The sequence below is a fragment of the Terrisporobacter othiniensis genome (assembly GCF_000808015.1).
Taxonomy (GTDB): Bacteria; Bacillota; Clostridia; order Peptostreptococcales; family Peptostreptococcaceae; genus Terrisporobacter; species Terrisporobacter muris.
The window spans coordinates 1-22744 of the sequence record NZ_JWHR01000030.1 but is presented as its reverse complement, the minus strand read 5'-3'; the positions used below and the strand labels follow the sequence as shown (position 1 = coordinate 22744).

Below are 22744 nucleotides of genomic sequence, written 5' to 3'. Positions count from 1 at the left end.
CAATTATAAAATAATTTTTCCATCTTTATCTCCATTTCAATTTATTTATAGTTTATTTTTAACATTATTAGTTAATTATAACTAGAAAATTATTAATTTAATAGCTTTTATTATACAAAAATATGTAACTATAGATATAATTAAAATAAACAATTTAAATAAGGAGAAATATATGGATAAGAAAGAACAAGTTTTAAAAAAATTAGATGAACTAAATATTAAATATGAATTAATAGATCATCCCCCGTTTATACTATTGAAGAAACGGAAAATTTAAACTTAGAAGAAAAAGGCCATATAGTTAAAAATCTTTTTTTGAAAAATTACAATGGAGAAAAACATTATCTTGTGGTAGTAAAGGGAGATAAGAAGGCTGATTTAAAGTCAATAAAATCACAGATTCAATCTAGTACTCTAAGTTTCGCTTCTGAAGAAAGATTAGAAAAATACCTAGGTCTCTTAAAAGGTGCTGTTACACCTCTAGGTATTATCAATGATAAGGACCAATGCGTAAATGTTGTTATAGATGATGACTTAAAAAATCAAGCTCTTATAGGAGTTCATCCTAATGTAAATACTGCTACAGTTTTTATAAGCTATGATGATATGATTAAGTTTATAAGTACCTTTGGAAATGAAATTCTTTATGTCAATATATAATAATTAAAAAGCTCTATTATCTAAAAAGATAACAGAGCTTTTTTAATTTAATAAAACTTTATTTATTTATTCCTTCAAAAACAAACTTACCACTTTTTCCACCTAACTTTTCAACTAAATGAATATCTGAAATAACCATATTTTTATCTATCGCCTTACACATATCATAAATTGTTAAAAGTGCCACATTAACTCCTGTTAATGCTTCCATTTCCACACCAGTCTTACCTGCTAGTTTAACTAAAGAAATAGCTGTAATACTCTTTTCTTCTTCATTAAATTCAAAGTCTATTTTTGACTTTGTTAACATTAAAGGGTGACACATAGGAATTAAATCTGATGTTTTTTTAGTAGCCATTATACCTGCTACCCTAGCTACTGCAAGAACATCCCCCTTTGCCATATTTCCTTCCACTATTTTTTTGTATGTATCATCATTTACAAATATTTTTCCTGTAGCTATTGCTTGTCTTTCTGTAATATTTTTCTCAGTAACGTCTACCATTATGGCATTTCCTTTTGAGTCGAAATGATTTAATTTTGTATCCATTTTACAGCCTCCCTTTATTTAATAATGCTTATTAAGTATTTTTTGTATTTCATCTTTATCCAACTCTTCTGCCTTCCCCACATTTCCATCTAACATTTCCCATACATAGTTGTGAACCTCCACTGCATTGGAAAAGTCTCCATTTTTCCATTTTGTTAAAGAGTTTCTTAAATGCATTCTATCATAATCATCTTTAATTTTATCTACACCTTTTAATGCTACATCTATTGTCTTAGGTGTCACTTCACTGCATTGCCACTTATACTCAGCTTTTACTATCGTATTAGCTAGAGAATGGATAAGTTTAATAGCTTCATTATTATTTTTAGGTTCTACCACATCTTTTTCTTCTATATAAATAGTTTCCACAGAAGAAGATCCACTACCTTCAATAACTTCTTGTCCTATACCAATAAATGATTTTAAATTATCAACTTGAATAAATTCATTTATATTTTCAAAAATATTATAAATCTTTGGAACTTTTACAAAAATGTTAGGATAAATCACTCCCATTACAGGTAGTAAAATTATGCCTACAATAACAATATCTAAAATTATATAACTTATATTTTTTCTTTTTTCCTTTTTTACTTCTCTAAAAGGTAATTTAACACTATCTTCAAGATTGTGTGGAATGGATATTAAATCCAAAGCACTATTATCTATAGTAAATTCTTTTATATATTCATCTATATCTTTATCTATATTTTTTTCTATATCAATATTTTCAAAATCTATATCATTTAAAGTACTATTATCTAACTTCTCATTTGTCATCTTCAAAATCCCCCTTTATATTATCTTTCATAAATTTCAAGGAATTTCTAAGATACAATTTTACAGTACTTTCATTCATATTAAGCATATCTCCCACCTCTTTATAGGACATATTATAAAAATATATTAAAACAACCACATTCTTTGAATGAACATCTAATAAGTCTATTCCCTTAAATATATCAATGTATCCATTTTCATCTATATAATCCTTATTATTATCTTGTTCTACCATTCCCATCTCTTCTAAATATTCGTTTATATGCTTTATTGTAACTTTAATTATATATTTGTCAAAATTATCATGTTTTGATAATTTATAGATATTCTCATTAATATAAAGAACTGATCTTCTCATTATAGATTTTGCATCTTCTTCATATTTAGTATGAAGAAAAGCTAATTTATAAATGTATTCACTATTTCTTATCATAAGCTCTTTTAAAGCCTTTTTATCACCATCAATAGCTTTTTCTAATAAGGTTAACCCCATAAAACTCTCCTCTCAAATGAATTGTTTCAATAAAAATGTCAATGTTTTTAAATATTCTCCTTAAATCATTTTACACTTTTTTACACTTATCTTCAATAATTGTAAATCTAAATAGATATTTTATTAATACTTTTTATACTCCTTTACGCATATAAATAATATATAAATTTAAAATAATATTTTCTATTATTACAAGGAGATAATTATGAAGAGAAGAAACTTACTGATAAACGTCATATTGCTCACAGCCTCCACTATGACTCTTGGTTTTATAAGTATGGCCTTTAGAGTTTATTTGTCTAATAAAATTGGTGCGGAAGGTATGGGTTTATTTCAACTTATTATGAGTATTAATGTTGTATGTCAAACACTGGCTATCTCTGGTATTAGGGTTACAATGACAAGGCTTGTAGCTGAAGAACTCGGAAAAGGTAATAATCATTTAGTAAAAAATATAATAATAAAAGGTCTTTTTTATACTTTATTCCTAAGTATACTAACAGGAATTTTACTATTTAACTTATCAGAATTTATATCAATAGCGTGGATTCAAGATGAAAGGGCAATTATACCACTAAAAATTCTATCTTGCTCTTTACCTTTTGTTGGAATATCTTGTTGCTTAAATGGTTACTTCTATGGTTGTAGAAAAGTAGTAAAATGTATTAGCGCCGATATTATTGAAACTTTAGTCATGATTAGTATTGTCTCATTATGTATAACATCTTTTTCCACAGGAAGATTAGATTATACTTGCGCTCTTATTGCTGTTGGTAGTTCTATTGGAAATATCTGTTCTGCCTTTTATTCTTATACATTGTACATATTTGAAAAGAAACATATTACACTATGTAAAAACATTACAGATAAGTATTCATTTTTTAAGATTATAAGAGTTGCCATACCTTTGGCTTTTAGTGCATACATACAAACATCTTTAAAAACTGTGGAAGATATTTTAATACCAAAATCTCTAAGGCTCTATGGTTCTTCTAGCTCCATGTCCTTATCAATTTTTGGTATGGTAAAAGGAATGGTAATGCCTCTATTAGTATTTCCGTCTATATTTTTAGCATCATTTTCTACATTGATTATTCCAGAAATTGCAGAGGCCAATGCATTGAATAAAAAGAATACAGTAAATTACATAATTTCTAGAGTTATTAAATTTACTATGCTTATTGCTGTATTTGCCACAGGAATATTTATTGTTTTTTCTAATGAACTAGGCGTTGGACTTTATAAAAGTGAAGAAGTTGGATATTTGCTAAGAATTCTAGCTCCTTTAATTCCTTTTATGTACCTAGATAAAATAGTTGATGGTAGTTTAAATGCTCTAGACTTACAAGTCACAACTTTAAAATATAATATAATTGATATGTTTGTAAGAATCAGTGCAATAACTTTTTTGATACCTAGATATGGTATCAAAGGTTTTGTATTAGTATTATTCATAAGTACAACATTTAATACTTCTTTAGGCGTAATAAAGATCTTAAAAGTAACAAAACTTAAATTTGACATATTGGATTGGATTTTAAAACCAGCTTTATCCATAACCTTAGCTAGCTATGCAACAAAGATTATTCTTTATTGTTTACATATTGAAAATTCAATTTTTATAAATATAGTATTAGATTTATTTATTTACTTTATAATGCTTATTCTATTTAAATCAATTAGAAAAACAGATCTTCAATGGTTTGCAGATGGATTTAAAAAAGATGTAAAAAAAGGAAAATGGGAGAATATCGGCCTTTACAAACAAATATAGGATTAAAATTCTTCAAAACAAAAATTCACTTCGCTCATATCGCCAACGAGATGCCTTCGTTAACACTTTAGGCAACTCCGTTGCTCAAAATATACTTTTTACAATTTTACAATCGTTGGTATTCCTTAATCCTATAGATTCTTCACAAGTGTAAAAATATTATAATGTCCTAGTATGTAAAAAGAGTTTGCTAAATGCAAACTCTTTTTATTGTATATTATATAAGAAATTAACTATATTTCTCACTGTTATATCCATTTGTTCATCACTACTAATTAAAGCTTCTTCATCTCCACTATACATGCCATAGTTTGCAAATTGAGAATGATTTGCGCCTTCTATCTCTACATATTTTGTATCTTTTGGTAGTTGTTCTTTAGAATTAATTAACTCTTTATAATCTACAACATTGTCTTTACTTCCCCAAAGAGATAATACCTTAAAACCTAATTCACTTATATTTTCTCTAGGATATGATGATATTAATACTATACCTTCAACATTTTTATTGTTTACAGCATATTCACAAGCAACAGTTCCTCCAATGGAGTCCCCTCCTATAACCCACTTTGTAATCTGTGGATTATCTTCAATAACTTTTGTTGCCTTGTTCTTTCCAAAGTTAGCATAATTAAAAGGCATATCTACAGCTACTACCTTATATCCATAACTTGCAACATTGTTACATAGTTTTGCATAAGATGATGAGTCTACCCTTTCACCAGGATAAAAAATAAACCCTTTTGTTGCATTTACATTCTTTGGAGTAAAGTATGTGTAATTTCCGTCAACAGTAACCTCTACTTTAGAATTACTTTGTAAATATTTCATGTCATTTGCTTGTAAAAAATATCCATTACTTAACCATATGAAAAAACCTATTACAAATATAATTAATACAGTTAAAAGAGTTATAATTCTTCTTTTTATTATTTTTGACTTATCCTCTTTTTTTTGTTTATTATTATTTTCCGTATTGTTTTCATCATTGTAAAGCAAAGGTCTTTCTAATTCCATAGTAATACTAAAAGTATCATACTTATTTTCACTGTTTGACTTTGCTTTCCTTTTTTTCATATTATCCCTCCAAAATTTTTAACTACCATTATATTTTAACATATAAATTTAATCATTTCATCCTAATAAATGCATCAATTTTCTTACAATTTTTATATTCTCTTAAGTTTCATTTACAATATTGTAAATAAAACTTTATATAACATAATTTAAGAGATATAAAAAAGCTAATTTCTAACTCTTTCATATCTCCTATTTGCTTATTCTTATATATGATTTTGATGATTTTTTAAGAACTCTCTTCCTTCTATTTCTATTGGTTCTTCTTCTGATTTATTTTCATTTATCGCTATATCATTTTCTAAATTATTATCTTCTACAGCTAATTCCTCTTGTTGTTTTAAAAATTCCTTCCCAAAATCTTCTTCTACCATATCTACTTCTGGTATTTCTTCTTCCAATATGCACTCTTCTAATCTTTCACCTTCATCCATGCAATATACTTCATCTTCATAGTGTGTGAATTCTTGTTTTATTTTACTTCCACAACAAGAACAGAAATTAGAATCTTTTTCTGTTTCTTCATTACAATTTTCACATGTTATATATAATTTTTCTTCTTCAATTAAACTTTTACCACATTGCGGACAAAACTTTTCATTTTTAAATGCAACATAACCACATTGACAAGTAGTTTTTTTACTTTCTTTTTCAAAATTTCTAAGTTGCATATACTTTGTATATATTTCTATATCAAGATTCTTTATCTCATCACATAAAATATCAAAATCCATATCTATTATTTCACCTTTTCTTATTTTATCAAAGGTCATTATTCCTAATTTTAGTAATACCTGTGCTTTTAAATCTTCACAGTCATTTATACTTTTTTTTATTTTTATTTTTTCTGACTCTTTTTGTATATTAGATAATTTCATATCCTTCATTTTCTTCCTCCAAAATTAATTAAAAATATTTAATTTATAGCCTATTAAAGTCATTATTAAACTATATATAAATGAAATAATCATTCCTGTTATAAAGTTGAACCCCATTTGTATAGCACTTAAAGAAGTTAACATTGATGCAGCATTATCTCCTATGTATATTGTTGTTAGAACACCAATTACTGCTATAATCACTGCATAACATCCACTAAATATTATTACTGGTTTTATATTTTTACTTTTATATTTACTTTCTAGTTTACATCCAACTATGATAAATATTAATGCAGATAGCGCAATCATAGCTCCTAGAAGTAACATTAAATCTAAGGAAATATTCGAATTAAACAAAGATAATATTGACAATGATCCACTACCAAGGCTTACAGGTATTAAATTTGCAAATCCCCATAAGTATATTGCAAGTTGGCTTAAAACAACACCTAAAGATATATCTCCTGTATAAGAGTTTAACCCTAAATCAAAAATATAATTTACATTTGCAAAATATAGTATTGTTGATATTATTAATATTAGTATATATCCTATAAAAATAGTTTTTAAAGCTATTTTTAATACTCCTGCAATCATATTTTCTTTTTCATATTCTTTTTTAAGTCCCATAAATAACACTGAGATAAATCCTATTATGAACCCTTTAAATAAAACATTAAATGTACTAAAACTAAAGAAAATTCCATATCCATATTGGTTAACCCCATTAGATAAACTAACTTCTACTTGAGATACTTTAGATATTACACATAATACAAGGGCGTAAATTATTGCTACTCCTAAAGAATTTTTCACATGAGTTATAAAAGATGTATTTCTTTTTTTCATAAATATACTATATGGTAGTATAAATGATACTACTGGCAATATTAATAAAATTAAAAAACCAAAGTTTACACTTGACTGAGCACTATTCATAAAAAGAGACATGAAAATATTTACATTTGCTAAATTACTAAACAACATAATATGTAGTGGGTTTATTAATTCGCTAATTTGATTATTGTTTCCAACTAACATGAATTTAATTATTAGAGATAAAACAAATAATATAACAATAGCTAGTCCTGATACTTTTAAACCATTAATTAAGTCAAAGCTAGAAGCTATATCTTTAAATTTAGCTTTTTCACCCTGCTGGTTTATAAATTTTTCTCTTTTACTTTTAATATTTTCTAAAATTTCACCACAATTATTACAATAAATGTCTTCTCTGCTTACTTCATTTTCACATTTAGGACAATTAGTTCTATTGTCTTTTTCTATGGTAAAATAATTAATATTTTCTTTTATATTTAAGCTACCATCTTCTTTTGAATAATTATCATACTTACTTTTATTTAAGCTTTCTTCCATATTCATCTTAATTTATTATTTAATATTTATAAAAGTACATATCTTAACTTATATTGTTGCAATAATGAATTTTCTATACAATCTTTGTATATACTTGTAAAATAATAGGAAATGATAATATGTATGAATTAGTTAAATCAGGTAATAACACCTGCTATATAAATTGTCCTGATAAAATTGGAATTTATAAAATGAATAATAAGAATGTGCGCTTAATTGATAGTGGCAACGACAAAGATGCAGGAAAAAAATAAATAAAATTTTAAATAAAAATGAATAGAATCTCAAACTTATAATAAATACTCGCTCCAGTGAAAATCATATTGGTGATAATAACTTTTTACAAAAAATGGAACTTCGAAATAAATTTTTAATGGCAACTCCAAGTAATATCACTGGTGATGTGGATAATAATCTTCCAGATGGATTAGAATATATAAGTCTTCCAGGTCATTTTTTTCAAATGATTGGAATTAAAACTGACAATGATATATATTTTATTGCTGATTGTTTGTTTGGAGAAAATATAATAAATAAGTATCATCTATCTTTTATTTATGATGTTAAAGAATATTTAAATACTTTAGACAAAGTAAAAAAGATTAACAGTAAACTGTTTATTCCATCTCATGCTAATCCTTGTGAGGATATTACTTATTTAGCAGATATAAATATTAATAAGATAAAAGAAATCGGTTATAAAATTTGTGAATTTTGTAAAGATTGCTTATTTTTTGAAGAACTCTTACAAAGAGTTTTTTCATTTTATAATCTAAAAATGGACTTTAACCAATATGTTTTAATAGGTATCACTGTACGTTCTTTCTTATCATATTTACATGACGATAAAAAAATTCAAATACAGTTTGTAAACAATAAATTAATTTGGAAAACTATAGAGTGACAAAAATAAAAAGCACTAAGTAAGTGCTTTTTATTTTTCATTTATAAATTTAATTAAATCTTCATAACATTCTTTGGCATCATTATAACCTTCGTCATAAAGAGCCTTTAGTTTTGTCTTATCCTTTTCAACTCTACTAATATTAACGGGTTCTTTAGGCTGTATTACAAATACTTCACCACTTTTTCTTTTTTCTTCAATAAAATCTATGGTATCATTGTACATTTTGTATCTATCTTCAATGGCTTTTATCAAGTTGGGATACTTTTTATATTTTATTTTAAATATATTTAAGAAGCTTGCTTTAGATTTTCTATAAGTTTTATCTCTAGTTAATATAACTACATTTTTACGGTGTCCATCTTCTATAGATTTTTTTACTGGTATGGAGTCACTAATTCCTCCATCTAAATATTCTTCTCCATTTATTTCTACAATTCTAGAAAGCAAAGGTAATGAGCTAGATGCTCTTACAGTCACTATATCTTCTTTCATATCCTGTATTTTCATATATTCGGCTTTTCCTGTTTTACAGTTAGTAACAACAGAATAAAAGTTGCCCTTAAATTTATTAAAAGTTTCATAATCATACAAAACTAATTCATTTGGTATACGATTATAAAGCATTTCTACACCAAACATATCACCAGTTTTTATTAAACTATTGATACTACAATATCTTTTATCATTAATATAATCTAAGGTTACTTTTAAAGATCTTCCTATTTGTTTTGATAAATAGCTTGATAGATGACATGCCCCAGCTGATACACCATAGCAATCATCAAAATAAATATTTTTTTCCATAAAAAAGTCTAATACACCTGCTGTATAAATCCCCCTCATTCCACCGCCTTCAACTACCAATCCACTTTCTATCATACTTACTGTGTCACTCCTCATCTTTTATTCTATATTAAATATAATTCTTTCAGTAGATATAGTCAAATTATTACAATTTATAAATTATTTGCAATTGCTTTTATAGTATTCTCCAAATTTAAGTCTCCATAACCTCCTGACTCATTTGGATAAGTGTAGATAGCTTTTTTATCAGCTCCCATCATTAAATATGTTTTTAGTAACTGAGTATATAATGTTTTTCCTGGATAAGAACCCTGACTTCCTATATATTCCATTATTACAGCTAATACTCCAGAAACAATGGAGCTACTTACTCCTGTTCCTGTAGATGTTGTATAAGATTTATTTATAAATGCTGATATTATATCAACTCCAGGCGCAACTATATCTGGTTTTATACCTATTCCTTTCATAGGTCCTTTTGATGATCCTACCCAAATACTATTTGTCTTGTTATCATAAGTACCTACAGTAATTACATTTTCTCCACTTCCATACATAGTAATCGTTGAAAATGAATTTGGATCAATAAACCTAGTATCTTTTGACATTAAGTTTTTATTAGGTAAATAAATATCATACTCTCCATTTATAATAAACTCTGGATATAACCTTACAGTCCATATACCTGGTTTAATATTATCAAGATTAATTATTAATTCTTGATTCCCAGAAAGAATCCACGGATAAATTAAATTCATTTCATAAGTTGTATTTTCCAAATTAAATTTGCCATAATATATATAGTTATCAGGAGAATAATCCACCCTAAAACTTAACTCTCCAGATGGAGAAATAATTAATCCTCCTATTTTATCTGGTCCAACTGAAGATACACATATTCTTAAATAATTTTGTTCACCCACTTGTATTTTTACATCTTGATAATTATGATCATTAAAAAAAACCTTGATAATGAATATCTGTGTTTCCTTCATTTCCTGCTCCTGATACAAGTACTATTCCTGAACTACTTAAGTAAGTGAAAGTATCTAAGTAAGTAGCTATGAGTGCTGATGAAGATCTACCTCCTACTGTTAAATTAATAATAGTATACTTTTGTTCTCTTTTAGAAATGTCTAGTACATATTTAATAGCAGCTAAAAAATCCGTATTAATATAATGTATTACACCTTTTTTGAATTTTCCTTCATATTGTCTAAGTTTTACAACCACTAGTTCACTATCAACAGCTACTCCTAAATATTCAGAATTTAATTTCCCTCTTCCAGCACATATTCCTGCAGCTATAGTTCCAGTTCCTATTTCATCAGTTGTTAGAGTACTATCATTATCTTTTATAGCTTTGTTTATATCTTCTCTAGTAAATTCACTTCCAAAAATAGTACCTTGGGGTGAATTTTTCTTATCGCTACCTTGATCCCATATTGACACAATTTTAGTGGTATTATCATTATTGATAAAATCGGGATGTAAATAATCTATTCCAGAATCTATTATGCCAATCAATACATTCTTACCACTGGCATTGATATATGGATTTTTATTAACATAATTTACTCCAGAAGCATATGATGCACTTATACCAAAGCTTAATTGATTTGTTATGTCAATTAGAGAGCTCATTACTTCCTCCTTCTCCCAACTACATATTTCCGGTATTTTTGATATTTTTACTTCATCAAAGCTATCCTCTACATAAATTACTGCCAGTTTTTCATTTAATACCATAAAATCAAGTATATCATGTTTAGTTAATGCAGTTTTTATATCTCCCTGATATAAAATAGTATAAGATTTACTCATGCAAATTCACCTACCTTAATTGATTGAAGGTACCTTTTATATTTAAAATACCATATCCTGTACTTTGATTTGGATATGATATATTATTAAACCTTGTTGCACCTCCTCTAATAAATGTTCTCAATTTTTGTACATATGCTAGTCTAGGATAATTCTCATCTACTATATTGTATTGTAATAAAAGTGCTATACATCCTGATGTGTAAGCTGCTGCTGGTGCGCTACCTGTTATAGTTGCATATCCACCACCTGGATATGGTGCTATTATATTTACTCCAGGTGCTACTATATCCGGTTTTAAAATATTGCTTAGAGTATACCCTCTAGATGATGATGGCCACAATGTATTATTAATAGTATCATAAGCTCCTACAGTTATATTATCTTTATATGTTGCGGGAAAGTTTATAGTTGTACTTGGACTTGTATCTGTAAATTTAGTACCAGATTTTAATAATACTCTATTTTGCAAATAAGCATTATATATTCCATTTGTTATATATTCACCTGTTAGCCTTATTTTCCAAGTTCCCTTTTTTACATTACTTAGATTGATAATTATTCGTTGTTGACCAGAAAAAAATGTTGGAAATATATATGCGATAGAATAAAATGTTGATTCAAAATCAAATTTACCAACTATTGTATTAAAGTATGATACATCCAATGCTTTACTCGGTTCACCAGTTGGAGATATTATCTCTGCTTTTACTGTATCTGGTTTATTAATCCAAACTTCAATTATTATATTTTCTTCATTATCATCAACCTCTAGTTCTATATCTTTTACATCACCTTTAAATAGTATATTTCCGCTATTATGAGTATTCGTATTTCCTTCATTACCTGCTGCATTTACTAAGCATACCTCTTTCATGAAATATGTTAGCTCCGTCAAATTCCTATTTGATGCTCCAACAAAACTATTACTTCCAAATCCTAAATTAACAACAACAGGTTTTTGTAATTTCTTTGCTTTTTTATATATATAATCGTATCCTGCATTTAACATAGCATTATTATAGTGTCCATCTATTGTCCCCATTTTTACTACTATTAGTTCCGCATCTTCAGCAACACCAACATAATTTTTATTTATCTTTCCCATACCTGCCATAATTCCAGCTAACATAGTTCCACTACCAACATCATCACTAGATAAAGAATTGTCTTTATTTTTAATAGCTTTATTTATTTCATCTCTATCATATTCAGTACCAATATAAAATCCATCTGGTGCATTCCCTTCTTTACTTTGATCCCACAAGTATGCTATTTTTGTAGTATTATCATCATAGATAAAATCTGGATGTAAATAATCAATTCCCGTATCAATTACTCCAATTAAAACACCTTTTCCGCTTAAGGTAAGATTTGGATTATCTTTGAAAAAATTAACTCCTATATCTTCATTTGCATTTACACCCTTGGAAATTTCATGAGAAATAATTGATAAAGAGTTTGGTCTTACAATTTCTATAGTTCTTTCTGCAGTTGGTATAGATAGTACCTTCATCAAAATATCTACTGAATTTTTATCTTCAAAGTCTACATCTCCAAAGACTATACCTATTCTGTCGCTAATTTTAAAGAAATTGTAAGTAGGAGCTACTTTTTTTAGATCTTCTTCAAATCCATATTTGTATAAGACTACGAATCCAGTTCCAATATTATTAAGCCTAGGGTCATACCTATTCATTTTCATTATGTCTTTTAGCTCTAATAAAGAATTTGAGTAATTAATATATGCATTTATATTTCCATTGACCTTTTCCAAAGGAACAAATAGTATTTTCCAGATACCTGGATTTATACTATTCTTCTTATCTTTTTTGCTAGTTATCTTTATTCTAATTTTTATCCGTGATGCAATTTCATTAAAATCAAAATACTCTCCCTTTATTTTTATATCTTCTACTATGTTTTTAATTTCTTTTTTATTCTTTGATATAAATTTTGTTCTTTTATTAGAAGGATTTATTACACAAACTTTAATACCTTCTTTAAAATTTGTATAAATATGAATATCTATTTCTTTTTCTTCCTCTGTAACTTGAAAAGCTATGCTTCTACTTTTATTATCATTAATAGTTAAGCATATTTTTTCCATATTAACCACCTCCTAAAAAAGGCTTTATTAATATATATACAAAAAGGTGACTTATTACAATTAAATTGTAATAAGTCACCTTTATTTTATTTGTTTAATATTAGAATTCACAATTTTTAGGAGTTCTTGGGAATGGTATAACGTCTCTTATGTTTGATACACCTGTTAAGTACATTATCATTCTTTCAAATCCTAGACCAAATCCTGAATGAGTTGCAGTACCGAATTTTCTAAGTTCTAAGTACCACCAGTAATCTTCTTTATTTAATCCAAATTCTTCTATTCTTTCTAATAATACATCTTCTCTTTCTTCTCTTTGAGAACCTCCGATGATTTCTCCAACACCTGGAACTAATAAATCCATAGCTCTAACTGTTTTTCCATCTTCATTTAATCTCATGTAGAATGCTTTTATATCTTTTGGATAGTCAGTTACAAATACTGGAGCATTAAATATTTGTTCAGTTATATATCTTTCGTGCTCAGTTTGTAAATCTATTCCCCACTCTACCGGATATTCGAATTTTTGTCCTGATTCAAGTAATAATTCTACTGCTTTAGTATAAGTTATTCTTACGAAATCAGAGCTTACTATATTGTTTAATCTTTCTAATAATCCTTTATCTACGAATGCATTGAAAAATTCCATTTCTTCTGGGCAATGTTCTAATACATAGTTGATTATGTATTTAACCATATCCTCAGCAAGTTCCATGTTATCTTCTAAATCAGCAAATGCTATTTCTGGTTCTATCATCCAGAACTCAGAAGCATGTCTACCTGTATAAGAGTTTTCTGCTCTGAAAGTTGGTCCAAATGTGTAAACATTTCTAAAAGCAAGAGCCATTATCTCAGCATTTAATTGTCCTGAAACTGTTAAGTTAGCTTCTTTTCCAAAGAAATCTTCAGAATAATCTATTTTGCCTTCTTCAGTTTTTGGAACATTATCTAAATCAAGAGTAGTTATTCTAAACATTTCTCCTGCACCTTCACAGTCACTTCCTGTGATTATTGGTGAATGTGAGTATACAAAGTTTCTTTCTTGGAAGAATTTATGTACAGCATAAGCTGCCACACTTCTTACTCTGAATACTGCTGAGAACATATTACTTCTTGGTCTTAAGTGAGCTATTGTTCTTAGATATTCTACTGTATGTCTTTTCTTTTGTAGAGGATATGAGTTATCAGACTCACCTTCTACTACAACTTTAGTAGCATGTATCTCAACTGGTTGTTTAGCCCCTTCTGTAGCTACTAATTTACCTTCTACTAATATTGAAGAGCTTATTGGTAACTTTCCTATATTCTTAAAGTTTTCTAATTTATCATCTAATACAACTTGCATGTTTTTGAAGAATGAACCATCATTTAGTTCTATAAATCCAAAGTTTTTTGAAATTCTAGATGTTCTTATCCACCCAGCCACTTTTACATCTTTGTCTATGTATTGTTCTTTATCTCTGTAAAGATCTTTTACTTGTATAAAATCTTTTTGCATAATTTTACCTCCTATTTAAGTATTTTATCTATTTTATTTAAAAATATTCTTAATTAATATTATACCTTAATTAAAATAATAAAAATATTATTTAACAAAAACTAATTTTTTATTTTTATTGCCTTAAAGTTACATATTTATACAGCTTTTCCCAAAACCAAATAGTAAAATAATTATTTATCTGAAATAAAAAAAGCCTTTCATCCTAAATATTTAGGACGAAAGACTGTACTTCCGCGGTACCACCTAATTTAACTCACATTAAGTTCAACTCTATTGATGTACTATCATACATCACCAATATGATAACGGTTTGGTTCCGACTAAATCTACTCTCTTATAAAAGATTTCTCTTAGTAGCTTCAGGATGTTTTTCACTATATAATCTGTACTGGACTCCCACCATAACCAGCTCGCTTAGACTTCAAAATATAATTACTCTTCCCTTCACAGCATTTGTTTTTATTTATTAATTTTGGTAATTCTAATAATATATCAATTAATAGATAATGTCAATAAGTATTTTTTAATACTTATTTATATCCAATTCATTTTAATTTTATGTAATTGTTTAAAATTAAAATAGGGAGTTATACTCCCTATTTTTTAATAATCTTTTAAGTTTTACTACCATTATCTACCCAGTCTTTAGCTTCTTCTACACTATCTAAGGATGGGATAGATACTTTGCTATCTGGATATTCGTCGGCTTTGTCTAATATTGCTGCTGTATAGGCATTATTCACTGGAGTAGTTGAGTATAATCTTTCGTTATCTTTTCCACTAAGTTGTCTACTTACTCCATGATTTAAGTTGTCTTTATTTATATTCAATTAAGTCCTCCTTTGTATTATTATTTCTTTCCCTCCTTAATCAATTTATTTCTATTATTTTTTACTAAATTTCTATAATAATTCATATTTGATTTGATTTTTATAATAAATTTTTAATTAATATTCTTAGCTACTTTTATTATTGTATTTTGATAATTTAAAAGACCAAAACCTTGTGATATATTTGGGTAGGAATATAAACTATTTTGAGTTGTTCCAATCATTAAATATGTTTTTAGTGGTTCATTATAAAGTGAGTATCTTGGTAAGTCAGTTTGATTTAAAATATATTCCATTATTAATGCTAAAATCCCACAAACTATAGATGAACTTACTCCACTTCCTGTACCTGTATTATAAGTATTATTTAAAAAAGTAGAAATAATGTCTACTCCAGGAGCTACAATGTCAGGCTTTATTTCATTTTCTCCATGAGGACCTTTAGATGATCCCAGCCACATGGAATTTGTTTTTTCATTGTAGGTACCAATTGTTATTACTTCTCTTACAAGGCCAAATCTAGTAATAGTAAAAGATGAATCTGCATCTAAAAACCTTGTTGTTGGAGATATAATATTTCTATTTGGAATATATAAGCTATAATTTCCATTTATAATATACTCTGGAATAATTCTAATGGTCCAAATACCAGGCTTAATATCTCTTAGCTTAATATTTATGACAGTAGTTCCTGAGAACAACCACGGCAGAGTATATTCTATAGTATATCCTGTATTTTCTAAATTAAAACTACCATTAACTACTATATTTTCAGGGCTATATTCACCTATTTTACTAATTTCGCCTGATGGCGATATTACAGCTACACGGACTTTATCTGCACCAAGAAAATTTATAGTAATATCCAGATTCGTGTCGTCTCCCTCTTGTAAAACTATATCTTGGTAGTCCCCTTTATCAAAAGTTATTCCTTTATTAATTTGACCCGAAAAATGAATGTCTGTATTCCCCTCATTTCCTGCGCCACTAACAATTACTATTCCTGATTGATATAATTCTGTAAAAGTATTAATAATTGATATGTTGTAAAATGATGTTGATGTTGCACCTACAGATAAATTTATTATTAGGGGCATATTTAATTCTTTAGATACAGATATTACATAAGCTATAGCAGCAAAAAAATCTGTACTTTCATAATTTATTTTTCCTTTTGTATATGTGTCTTCGTATTGTCTAAGCTTAACTACTACTAACTCAACATTTGGTGCAATTCCTCTATAATTATTATTCACTCTACCTCCAGAGCAAATAATCCCTGCAGCTATAGTTCCTGTTCCAAGTTCATCTACACATAAATCTTTATTATTGTCTTTTATTGCATCATTTATTTCATCCCTAGATATCTCTGAGCCAAAAATAAACCCTTCTGGTGGTTCTGATATATTACAATCTTGATTCCACATTGAAACTATTTTACTAGTACCGTCTTCATTTATAAAATCTTCATTTAAGTAATCTATCCCTGAATCTATTATAGCTACTAATATTCCCTCACCACTTACTTTGACATAAGGGTTATTGAATGCACCTATTCCAGAAGCCGTAACAACATTGATTCCATCATTTAAATTATTTGTAATATTAATAAGTGAGCTCATAGGCACTGATTCTTCCAACCAATCTATTACATCTATATTCTTAAGTTTTTCAGTATCATAATTTTCTGGAAGATAAATAACTGCAGATTGCCTATTTAAAACTATAAAATTATCTATACCATTATCTCTTAGACCTTTTTCTAATTCTTGCTGCGATAAGTGGTATATTATGATGTATGATTTTATTCTAATTTTATATTCCCCCCTATCTAAATTGTTCAAATACTCCTCTAACATTCAGTATTCCATATCCTGCTATATTATTTGGATATAATGTTCCTCCACTTCTTGTTGCTCCCAACTGTAAAAAAGCTTTCATATTAGGTGTAAATCCTTCATATTGATATCTATCATCTACTATTGTATATTGATAAAATAAAGCACAAGCACCACTTACATAGGCCGCTGCTGCTGCTGTTCCAGTTAACCTTCCATAGGTATTATTAAGGTAAGGTCCAATAATATTTACTCCAGGAGCTATGATATCAGGATTTAATTGATTTTGTATATTAGGACCTCTCGATGATGGTGGCCACATATTATTATTTTGTAAATCATAAGCTCCTACTGATATAACATAGTCTTGAGTTGCAGGAAAATTAACTGTATAAAAAGGGTCAGGATTATCAAAATTAGTACCTTCATTTAAAAAAACCCTATTATCCATATATATATTATAATTTCCGATAGTTATATATAAACCAGTTAATCTTAGTTTCCATGTCCCTCTAGTTATATTTAAAAGAGCAATTTGAACTAATTGTTGGCCTGAAAACGTAGTTGGATAAACATAGTTTAATATATATTTTGTATTTTCAAAATTAAAATCTCCACTTATTGTTTCGTAATATCCTGACACAATTGATTTACTTTCTTCACCACTTGGAGATATGATTTTTATATCCATCCGATCAGGCCTCTCTACCCACATATAAATATTCAAAGTTTGTTCTGTATCAGTTATCTCAAATTCAACATCCTTAGTTTCGCCTACATTATTAATTGTTCCTCTTGTATGAACTTGAGTATTAGCCTCATTACCAATTGCCGATACTTCACAATATCCATTTATTAGAGATAATTCTAAATCAACAATACCTCTTATATATCCCGTTATCAAAATATTACCTACAGAGTCATTTACTATTATAGGTTTTCGAAGCTCTTGTGATTTTGCAATTGCATATTGTCTTGCTGCATAAAAATATGCATTATTAGTAAATCCATTTTCCGTTTTTAATTTTACTATTACCAACTCTGACTGAGGTGCCACCCCTTCATATTCTTTTTTCACCCTACCTAAACCTGCACATATTCCACTAATCAATGTTCCAGTCCCTGTTTCATCCTGCGTTAAACTGTTATCTCTCTCTGCTATTGCTCTATTAATATCTTCTTTTGTGTATTCTGTCCCTATATAAAAACCATCAGGTGGATTACCTTCTTTGCTTTGATCCCATATATAAGCTATTTTGCTAGTTCCATCTTCATATATAAAATCCTCATGTAAATAATCTATCCCTGAATCTGCTACACAAATAAGAACGCCTCTTCCTGTTACATCTAGATTTGGATTATTTTTTATAAAATTCACACCAATTTCTTCGTTTGCATTTATTCCACCAATTTCTCCAGAAGCTGGTGCTCCTAGTGGTTCCATGCTAACTATATTTATAGATCTTACAGTAACATTAGATCCAAATAATCTTATTAACTCTTCTTCATATCCAGGTGCAACTTTTAAAATACCTACATTTTCTGAGATCCTCGTAAAACTATCTTCTAATCCTATTCTCCTCAATCCCTCAATAAATCCAGGTCTCATAATTACAAAAACACTGGATAAGGCTTCTTCCTGTCTAAAATTAGTATCATTTATATTATTAGATCGAAATAAATTACCGATTTCATTGCTAGAATATGATCTTAATTCAATATTCCTCATATCTAAAAATCCATATCCCAAATCATTTGATGGATAAGTTTGACCCTCTATCCTTCTTGCATTATCTATCAAAAGTGCTTTGGATCGTTGAGAATATAAATACAAATCATTCCTTTGAACCACGCCCCATTCCATTAGCAAAGTACATACACCTGTCACATGAGGTGTTGCCATACTTGTTCCTGTAAGAGAACCTGTAGTTCCTCCGGGCAAATAAGATAAAATATTTTCTCCTGGCGCCAATATATCTGGTTTATCTATTCCTAGGCTTACATCCCCTCTCCCTGAAAAAATAGATACAGTATCTGTTCTCGAATCAAAACTTCCTACGGTTATAACTCTACTTGCAGTTCCTGGTACTGTTACTGTTAAAATATTATTTGGTGAAAGAAATTTTGTATCTTTACTTATTCCTTCAGATGTTGGCAAATATAAATCTATTTGACCATTTACTATTTTTATTGGCTTAAACCTCAATCTCCATATACCTGAATTTACACCTTGTTCAAGTGATGTTGAAGATAATCTTATCGTTACTCTTCTTGCAAGAGAGTATGGTTCTATAGGATAAAAAACGCCCGTTACTCTTGTATTACCTACTGTGTTGCTAATATTAGGATTATCTAATGACAAAGCTTGAGATGATTGATTTGATGGATTTATTGCCGTTACTGAAAATTCATCTAAAAAGTCTGGCCAAATATTTATATTAATAATCATTTCATTTTCGCCAATAACAATTTCAACCTCCTCATCCGAATTTTCAGTAAGTTGAATTCTTTTATGTCCTCCTTTATTGGCATTATTTCCTGCTGCAACAACTATATTATTTTTCCAGAATAAACATTGGTCATCAATATATTGTTCAAATAAAGATAATCCTCTATGAGATCCTTCATTACTTCCGTAACTAATGTTTATTGCTACTGGTTTATTTAATTCTAGAGATTTATCTAATATAAATTTGATTGCTCTCATAAATTCTGTACTTCTAGAATAATAGTCTGTTTGCCTATTTCCTACTCTAACGAATATGATATCTGCATCATTTGCAATACTAGCTGCAATTCCTGCCACATGAGTGCCATGAGTTGCTGTTATAGATATAGGAATGCTTTTTTCACCATTTATAGCCTGATTTATATCTTCATTTGTGTATAAGGTTCCTTCTTTAAAGCCTTCTGGTGGTGTACCTTTTATAGACTGATCCCACAAATATAATATCTTTGATTTTCCACTACCATTTTTAAAAATAGGAAGTGTATAATCTATTCCAGAATCAATAAGACCTAAAATAGTACCTTTTCCTGTCAGTCCTGTTCTATTTTTAAAACTAGTTATACCTGTGCTAGAAAAACTTTGGGCATCTTGTGTTTCTAATATAAATGGTTTTTCCACATATTCTATTTCACTATAATTTAATAGGTTTTCAAATTTATCTGGATTATCAGCTGTAATTATGGCATATATAGGACTTAAAATTTCCACACTTACACCTAATTCTGTCTCTAGTTTTAATATATCTCCGTTATATTTAACAACTACTTCATAATCTATATTAATCACCTCCATTATAAGCAAATATAATTCTATATTAATTATATTTGCTCATATTCCTATTTATGATGATTGAAAACTTTAATGCATAAAAAATTCGCTTCGCTTGAGCGACGTGTCGGCGAAATATTTTCATTTAAATATGTTATTTTTTTATTTTATACATATGCCAGATAAAATATAAAATCCTTACAATTGAAAAAGCCCCATATAAAATGGGACTTTTAATTAGTGATGGGTGTCTTCAATTTTTTTACTAAGTCTTCCCATCATATTTTTAGAGAAATTCGAGATTTCTTTTGGAACACATTTGGATTCCGCTAGTAAACAGTATATTTCTAGAGCTCTTTTATAATCTTTTTTACCAGCATAAGCCTTGTAAGCTTCTTGGGCCAAATTTTTTGATATTTCATTAATTCTTTTAGCTCTTCTTTCCAATATAACTCTCTCCTAATTATTCTTTTTACTAATATATATTAAAGTATCTATATATTATGAGTAAATTAAGTTTCATCAGGCACTACTTCCTCTTCCTTATCTTCATTGTCATCTATATTTTCATTATCGTTATCATTTTCTTCGTCATCATTATCTTTTATAATATTATCTTTTATACTTTCAATATTGCTTGGCTTTGATGTTCCTTCTTCATTTCTTCCAACCACATAAATTTCATATGCAATTTCATTAATATCTTCATTTAAATCTATACTTATTATTACATTTGAATTTTTTAAAAACTCTTCCTGTGTTATAGATTTATATAATTCAAATCCAGCCTCACCATTTATATTATCCTTAATGTATATATCATAATTTGTGGCTCCATTTAAAATATCCCAACTTAAGGCAATTTTAAGTTTATTATCTTCAATAATATGCTTAGAGAATAGATTTCTTATCATACTATTTTCTAGTGTTCCTTCTTTTACATTTATGGTTACCACTTCAATTCTTTTATTTTCTCCTTCTCCACAACTTATGGTTATTTGCTCACTACCTTGTCTTATTCCAACGATAGTTCCATCTTCTTCAAATGTTACTGCCCTTTCCACAGGTAACTTAGACTGTGAAAATTTATAAGAAGTTTGAGGCGGAGTTAGATTTTGTGGCTCAGTAATTATTTTTGGTTTTAGTTTAATTCCTTCTCCCACTACAATATCAAAGCTACTATCTATATCAATTCTTTTAACCTTAGCTACAATAGTGTATCGTATAGCTTCTACTTTATCCTTTGATTTTGCATATATAGTCGCTTTACCTACTCCAACAGCTTTTATCTTATTATTTATCACTTTTAATACATTTTCATTGGAGCTTTCATAAGTCACATCATAGGTGTCATTAAACTCTTTATAATCTACTTCAACAGAGCTATTAATCTCTGCTTCGTCACCCACATACTTCAACTTACCTTCTACTGATATATTTAAATCTTCTATTGATGGATCAACAACTCTAATAGTAACCTTTTGTAATACTCTTGAATTTTTCATTATTGCAACTGAAGTATATCCAGTTTTAAGAGCATTCAATATAACCGTATTTTCTTCTTTATTACTATTATCTTTAAGCTCTATTGTTTTTGTATTATCTAAAATAGTAAATTTTATTTTTGGATCTTTAGCATATTGAGGAATTTTAATATAATCTCCTGGTGATAATACTACTCTATCACCAAGTTTTACTACATATTTATCTATATCTTGTATATACTCGCCTTCTATTATCTTAATATTTACACCTTTAATCATGGGAGATGCTACTCCAGACTTAAAGAGATAATACTGAACAAAAAATAATAGAGGGAGAAGTACAACTATCAATATTATTTTTTTATCTTTATCAATTTTTTTCATCTCCACCCTCCTCTAAATAGATGTTATATATTTGGTCTAATATACCCTAAAATAAAAATCTTATTTACTATTATTATTATTTATAATATATATAAATCCTTGTATAATCTTAAACAAATATTATTCCAAAATAATTCAAATTAAGTTATTAAATTTCATTATTTTTATTTTTTACATTATTATAAATTATAAC

General features: G+C 27.9%; 19 protein-coding genes and 1 other annotated feature. Of the genes, 3 read left to right on the top strand and 16 right to left on the bottom strand.

The features are described from left to right. Positions 1-228: 228 nt before the first annotated feature. Complete coding sequence (locus QX51_RS02325; protein WP_330376027.1) at positions 229-660, top strand: prolyl-tRNA synthetase associated domain-containing protein; 432 nt, start codon at positions 229-231, stop codon at positions 658-660. Between the two features lie 58 nt (positions 661-718). Here QX51_RS02325 and moaC read toward each other — a convergent pair whose 3' ends face one another. From moaC to QX51_RS02310, 3 genes are read right to left on the bottom strand one after another with little or no spacing between them, the layout of a single operon-like run. Continuing rightward, entirely contained in the window at positions 719-1210 is a 492-nt protein-coding gene (gene moaC / locus QX51_RS02320) for a cyclic pyranopterin monophosphate synthase MoaC (RefSeq protein ID WP_039678295.1), read from the bottom strand. Between the two features lie 18 nt (positions 1211-1228). After that, positions 1229-1990: a DUF6241 domain-containing protein gene (locus tag QX51_RS19310; protein WP_052232838.1), complete on the bottom strand. Its 762-nt coding sequence runs from the start codon at positions 1988-1990 to the stop codon at positions 1229-1231. Then, positions 1980-2483: an RNA polymerase sigma factor gene (locus QX51_RS02310; RefSeq protein WP_039678294.1), complete on the bottom strand. Its 504-nt coding sequence runs from the start codon at positions 2481-2483 to the stop codon at positions 1980-1982. The genes QX51_RS19310 and QX51_RS02310 overlap by 11 nt, the downstream gene beginning before the upstream one ends. Before the next feature lie 205 nt (positions 2484-2688). Here QX51_RS02310 and QX51_RS02305 point away from each other — a divergent pair, with 205 nt between their 5' ends. Beyond that, positions 2689-4257: an oligosaccharide flippase family protein gene (locus QX51_RS02305; protein WP_039678293.1), complete on the top strand. Its 1569-nt coding sequence runs from the start codon at positions 2689-2691 to the stop codon at positions 4255-4257. 207 nt (positions 4258-4464) lie between these two features. On the opposite strand, the gene QX51_RS02300 is transcribed toward QX51_RS02305, so the two are convergent. The 3 genes from QX51_RS02300 to QX51_RS02290 form a co-directional block, all read right to left on the bottom strand. Continuing rightward, positions 4465-5334: an alpha/beta hydrolase gene (locus tag QX51_RS02300; RefSeq protein ID WP_052232837.1), complete on the bottom strand. Its 870-nt coding sequence runs from the start codon at positions 5332-5334 to the stop codon at positions 4465-4467. Between the two features lie 206 nt (positions 5335-5540). Beyond that, on the bottom strand, positions 5541-6221 hold the full coding sequence (locus QX51_RS19305) for a zinc ribbon domain-containing protein (protein WP_052232836.1): 681 nt from the start codon (positions 6219-6221) through the stop codon (positions 5541-5543). 15 nt (positions 6222-6236) lie between these two features. Then, positions 6237-7598 (bottom strand): zinc ribbon domain-containing protein, encoded by a 1362-nt coding sequence (locus tag QX51_RS02290; protein ID WP_161791887.1) that lies wholly within the window; start codon positions 7596-7598, stop codon positions 6237-6239. Positions 7599-7941: 343 nt separating this feature from the next. Between QX51_RS02290 and QX51_RS02285 the strand changes: the two genes are divergently transcribed. After that, the gene (locus QX51_RS02285; RefSeq protein WP_330376026.1) at positions 7942-8496 is read left to right on the top strand and encodes an MBL fold metallo-hydrolase; all 555 of its coding nucleotides are present in this window, start codon (positions 7942-7944) and stop codon (positions 8494-8496) included. Positions 8497-8526: 30 nt separating this feature from the next. Here QX51_RS02285 and QX51_RS02280 read toward each other — a convergent pair whose 3' ends face one another. The 10 genes from QX51_RS02280 to QX51_RS02240 all read right to left on the bottom strand — a co-directional run bounded on the left by QX51_RS02280 (position 8527) and on the right by QX51_RS02240 (position 22551). Further along, positions 8527-9399, bottom strand: a complete 873-nt coding sequence (locus QX51_RS02280; protein ID WP_330376025.1) for a patatin-like phospholipase family protein — start codon at positions 9397-9399, stop codon at positions 8527-8529. Positions 9400-9455: 56 nt separating this feature from the next. Further along, entirely contained in the window at positions 9456-10298 is an 843-nt protein-coding gene (locus QX51_RS21115; protein ID WP_242842677.1) for a S8 family serine peptidase, read from the bottom strand. Next, positions 10258-11127, bottom strand: a complete 870-nt coding sequence (locus QX51_RS21110; protein ID WP_242842676.1) for a S8 family serine peptidase — start codon at positions 11125-11127, stop codon at positions 10258-10260. The genes QX51_RS21115 and QX51_RS21110 overlap by 41 nt, the downstream gene beginning before the upstream one ends. A gap of 10 nt (positions 11128-11137) precedes the next feature. Next, positions 11138-13237, bottom strand: a complete 2100-nt coding sequence (locus QX51_RS02270) for a S8 family peptidase (RefSeq protein ID WP_052232835.1) — start codon at positions 13235-13237, stop codon at positions 11138-11140. A gap of 100 nt (positions 13238-13337) precedes the next feature. After that, positions 13338-14735 carry an asparagine--tRNA ligase gene (gene asnS, locus QX51_RS02265; RefSeq protein ID WP_039678290.1) on the bottom strand — a complete coding sequence of 466 codons (1398 nt, stop codon included), beginning with the start codon at positions 14733-14735 and terminating at the stop codon, positions 13338-13340. Positions 14736-14946: 211 nt separating this feature from the next. Continuing rightward, positions 14947-15195 (bottom strand) — a binding site (T-box leader). Positions 15196-15352: 157 nt separating this feature from the next. Next, positions 15353-15568 carry a CDIF630_02480 family spore surface protein gene (locus QX51_RS02260; protein WP_052232834.1) on the bottom strand — a complete coding sequence of 72 codons (216 nt, stop codon included), beginning with the start codon at positions 15566-15568 and terminating at the stop codon, positions 15353-15355. A 113-nt stretch (positions 15569-15681) separates the two neighbouring features. Next, positions 15682-17412, bottom strand: a complete 1731-nt coding sequence (gene cspC / locus QX51_RS02255) for a bile acid germinant receptor pseudoprotease CspC (RefSeq protein WP_242842675.1) — start codon at positions 17410-17412, stop codon at positions 15682-15684. Further along, positions 17396-20707, bottom strand: coding sequence for a bifunctional germination protease/germinant receptor pseudoprotease CspBA (gene cspBA, locus QX51_RS21390; protein ID WP_082007783.1), 3312 nt, complete (start codon positions 20705-20707; stop codon positions 17396-17398). Before cspBA ends, cspC begins: the two co-directional genes overlap by 17 nt. 213 nt (positions 20708-20920) lie before the next feature. Then, positions 20921-21130, bottom strand: a complete 210-nt coding sequence (locus QX51_RS02245; RefSeq protein WP_039678289.1) for a hypothetical protein — start codon at positions 21128-21130, stop codon at positions 20921-20923. A 65-nt stretch (positions 21131-21195) separates the two neighbouring features. Then, a complete protein-coding gene (locus tag QX51_RS02240; RefSeq protein WP_052232832.1) occupies positions 21196-22551 on the bottom strand; it encodes an Ig-like domain-containing protein in 1356 nt (451 codons plus the stop codon). Between the last annotated feature and the right edge of the window lie 193 nt (positions 22552-22744).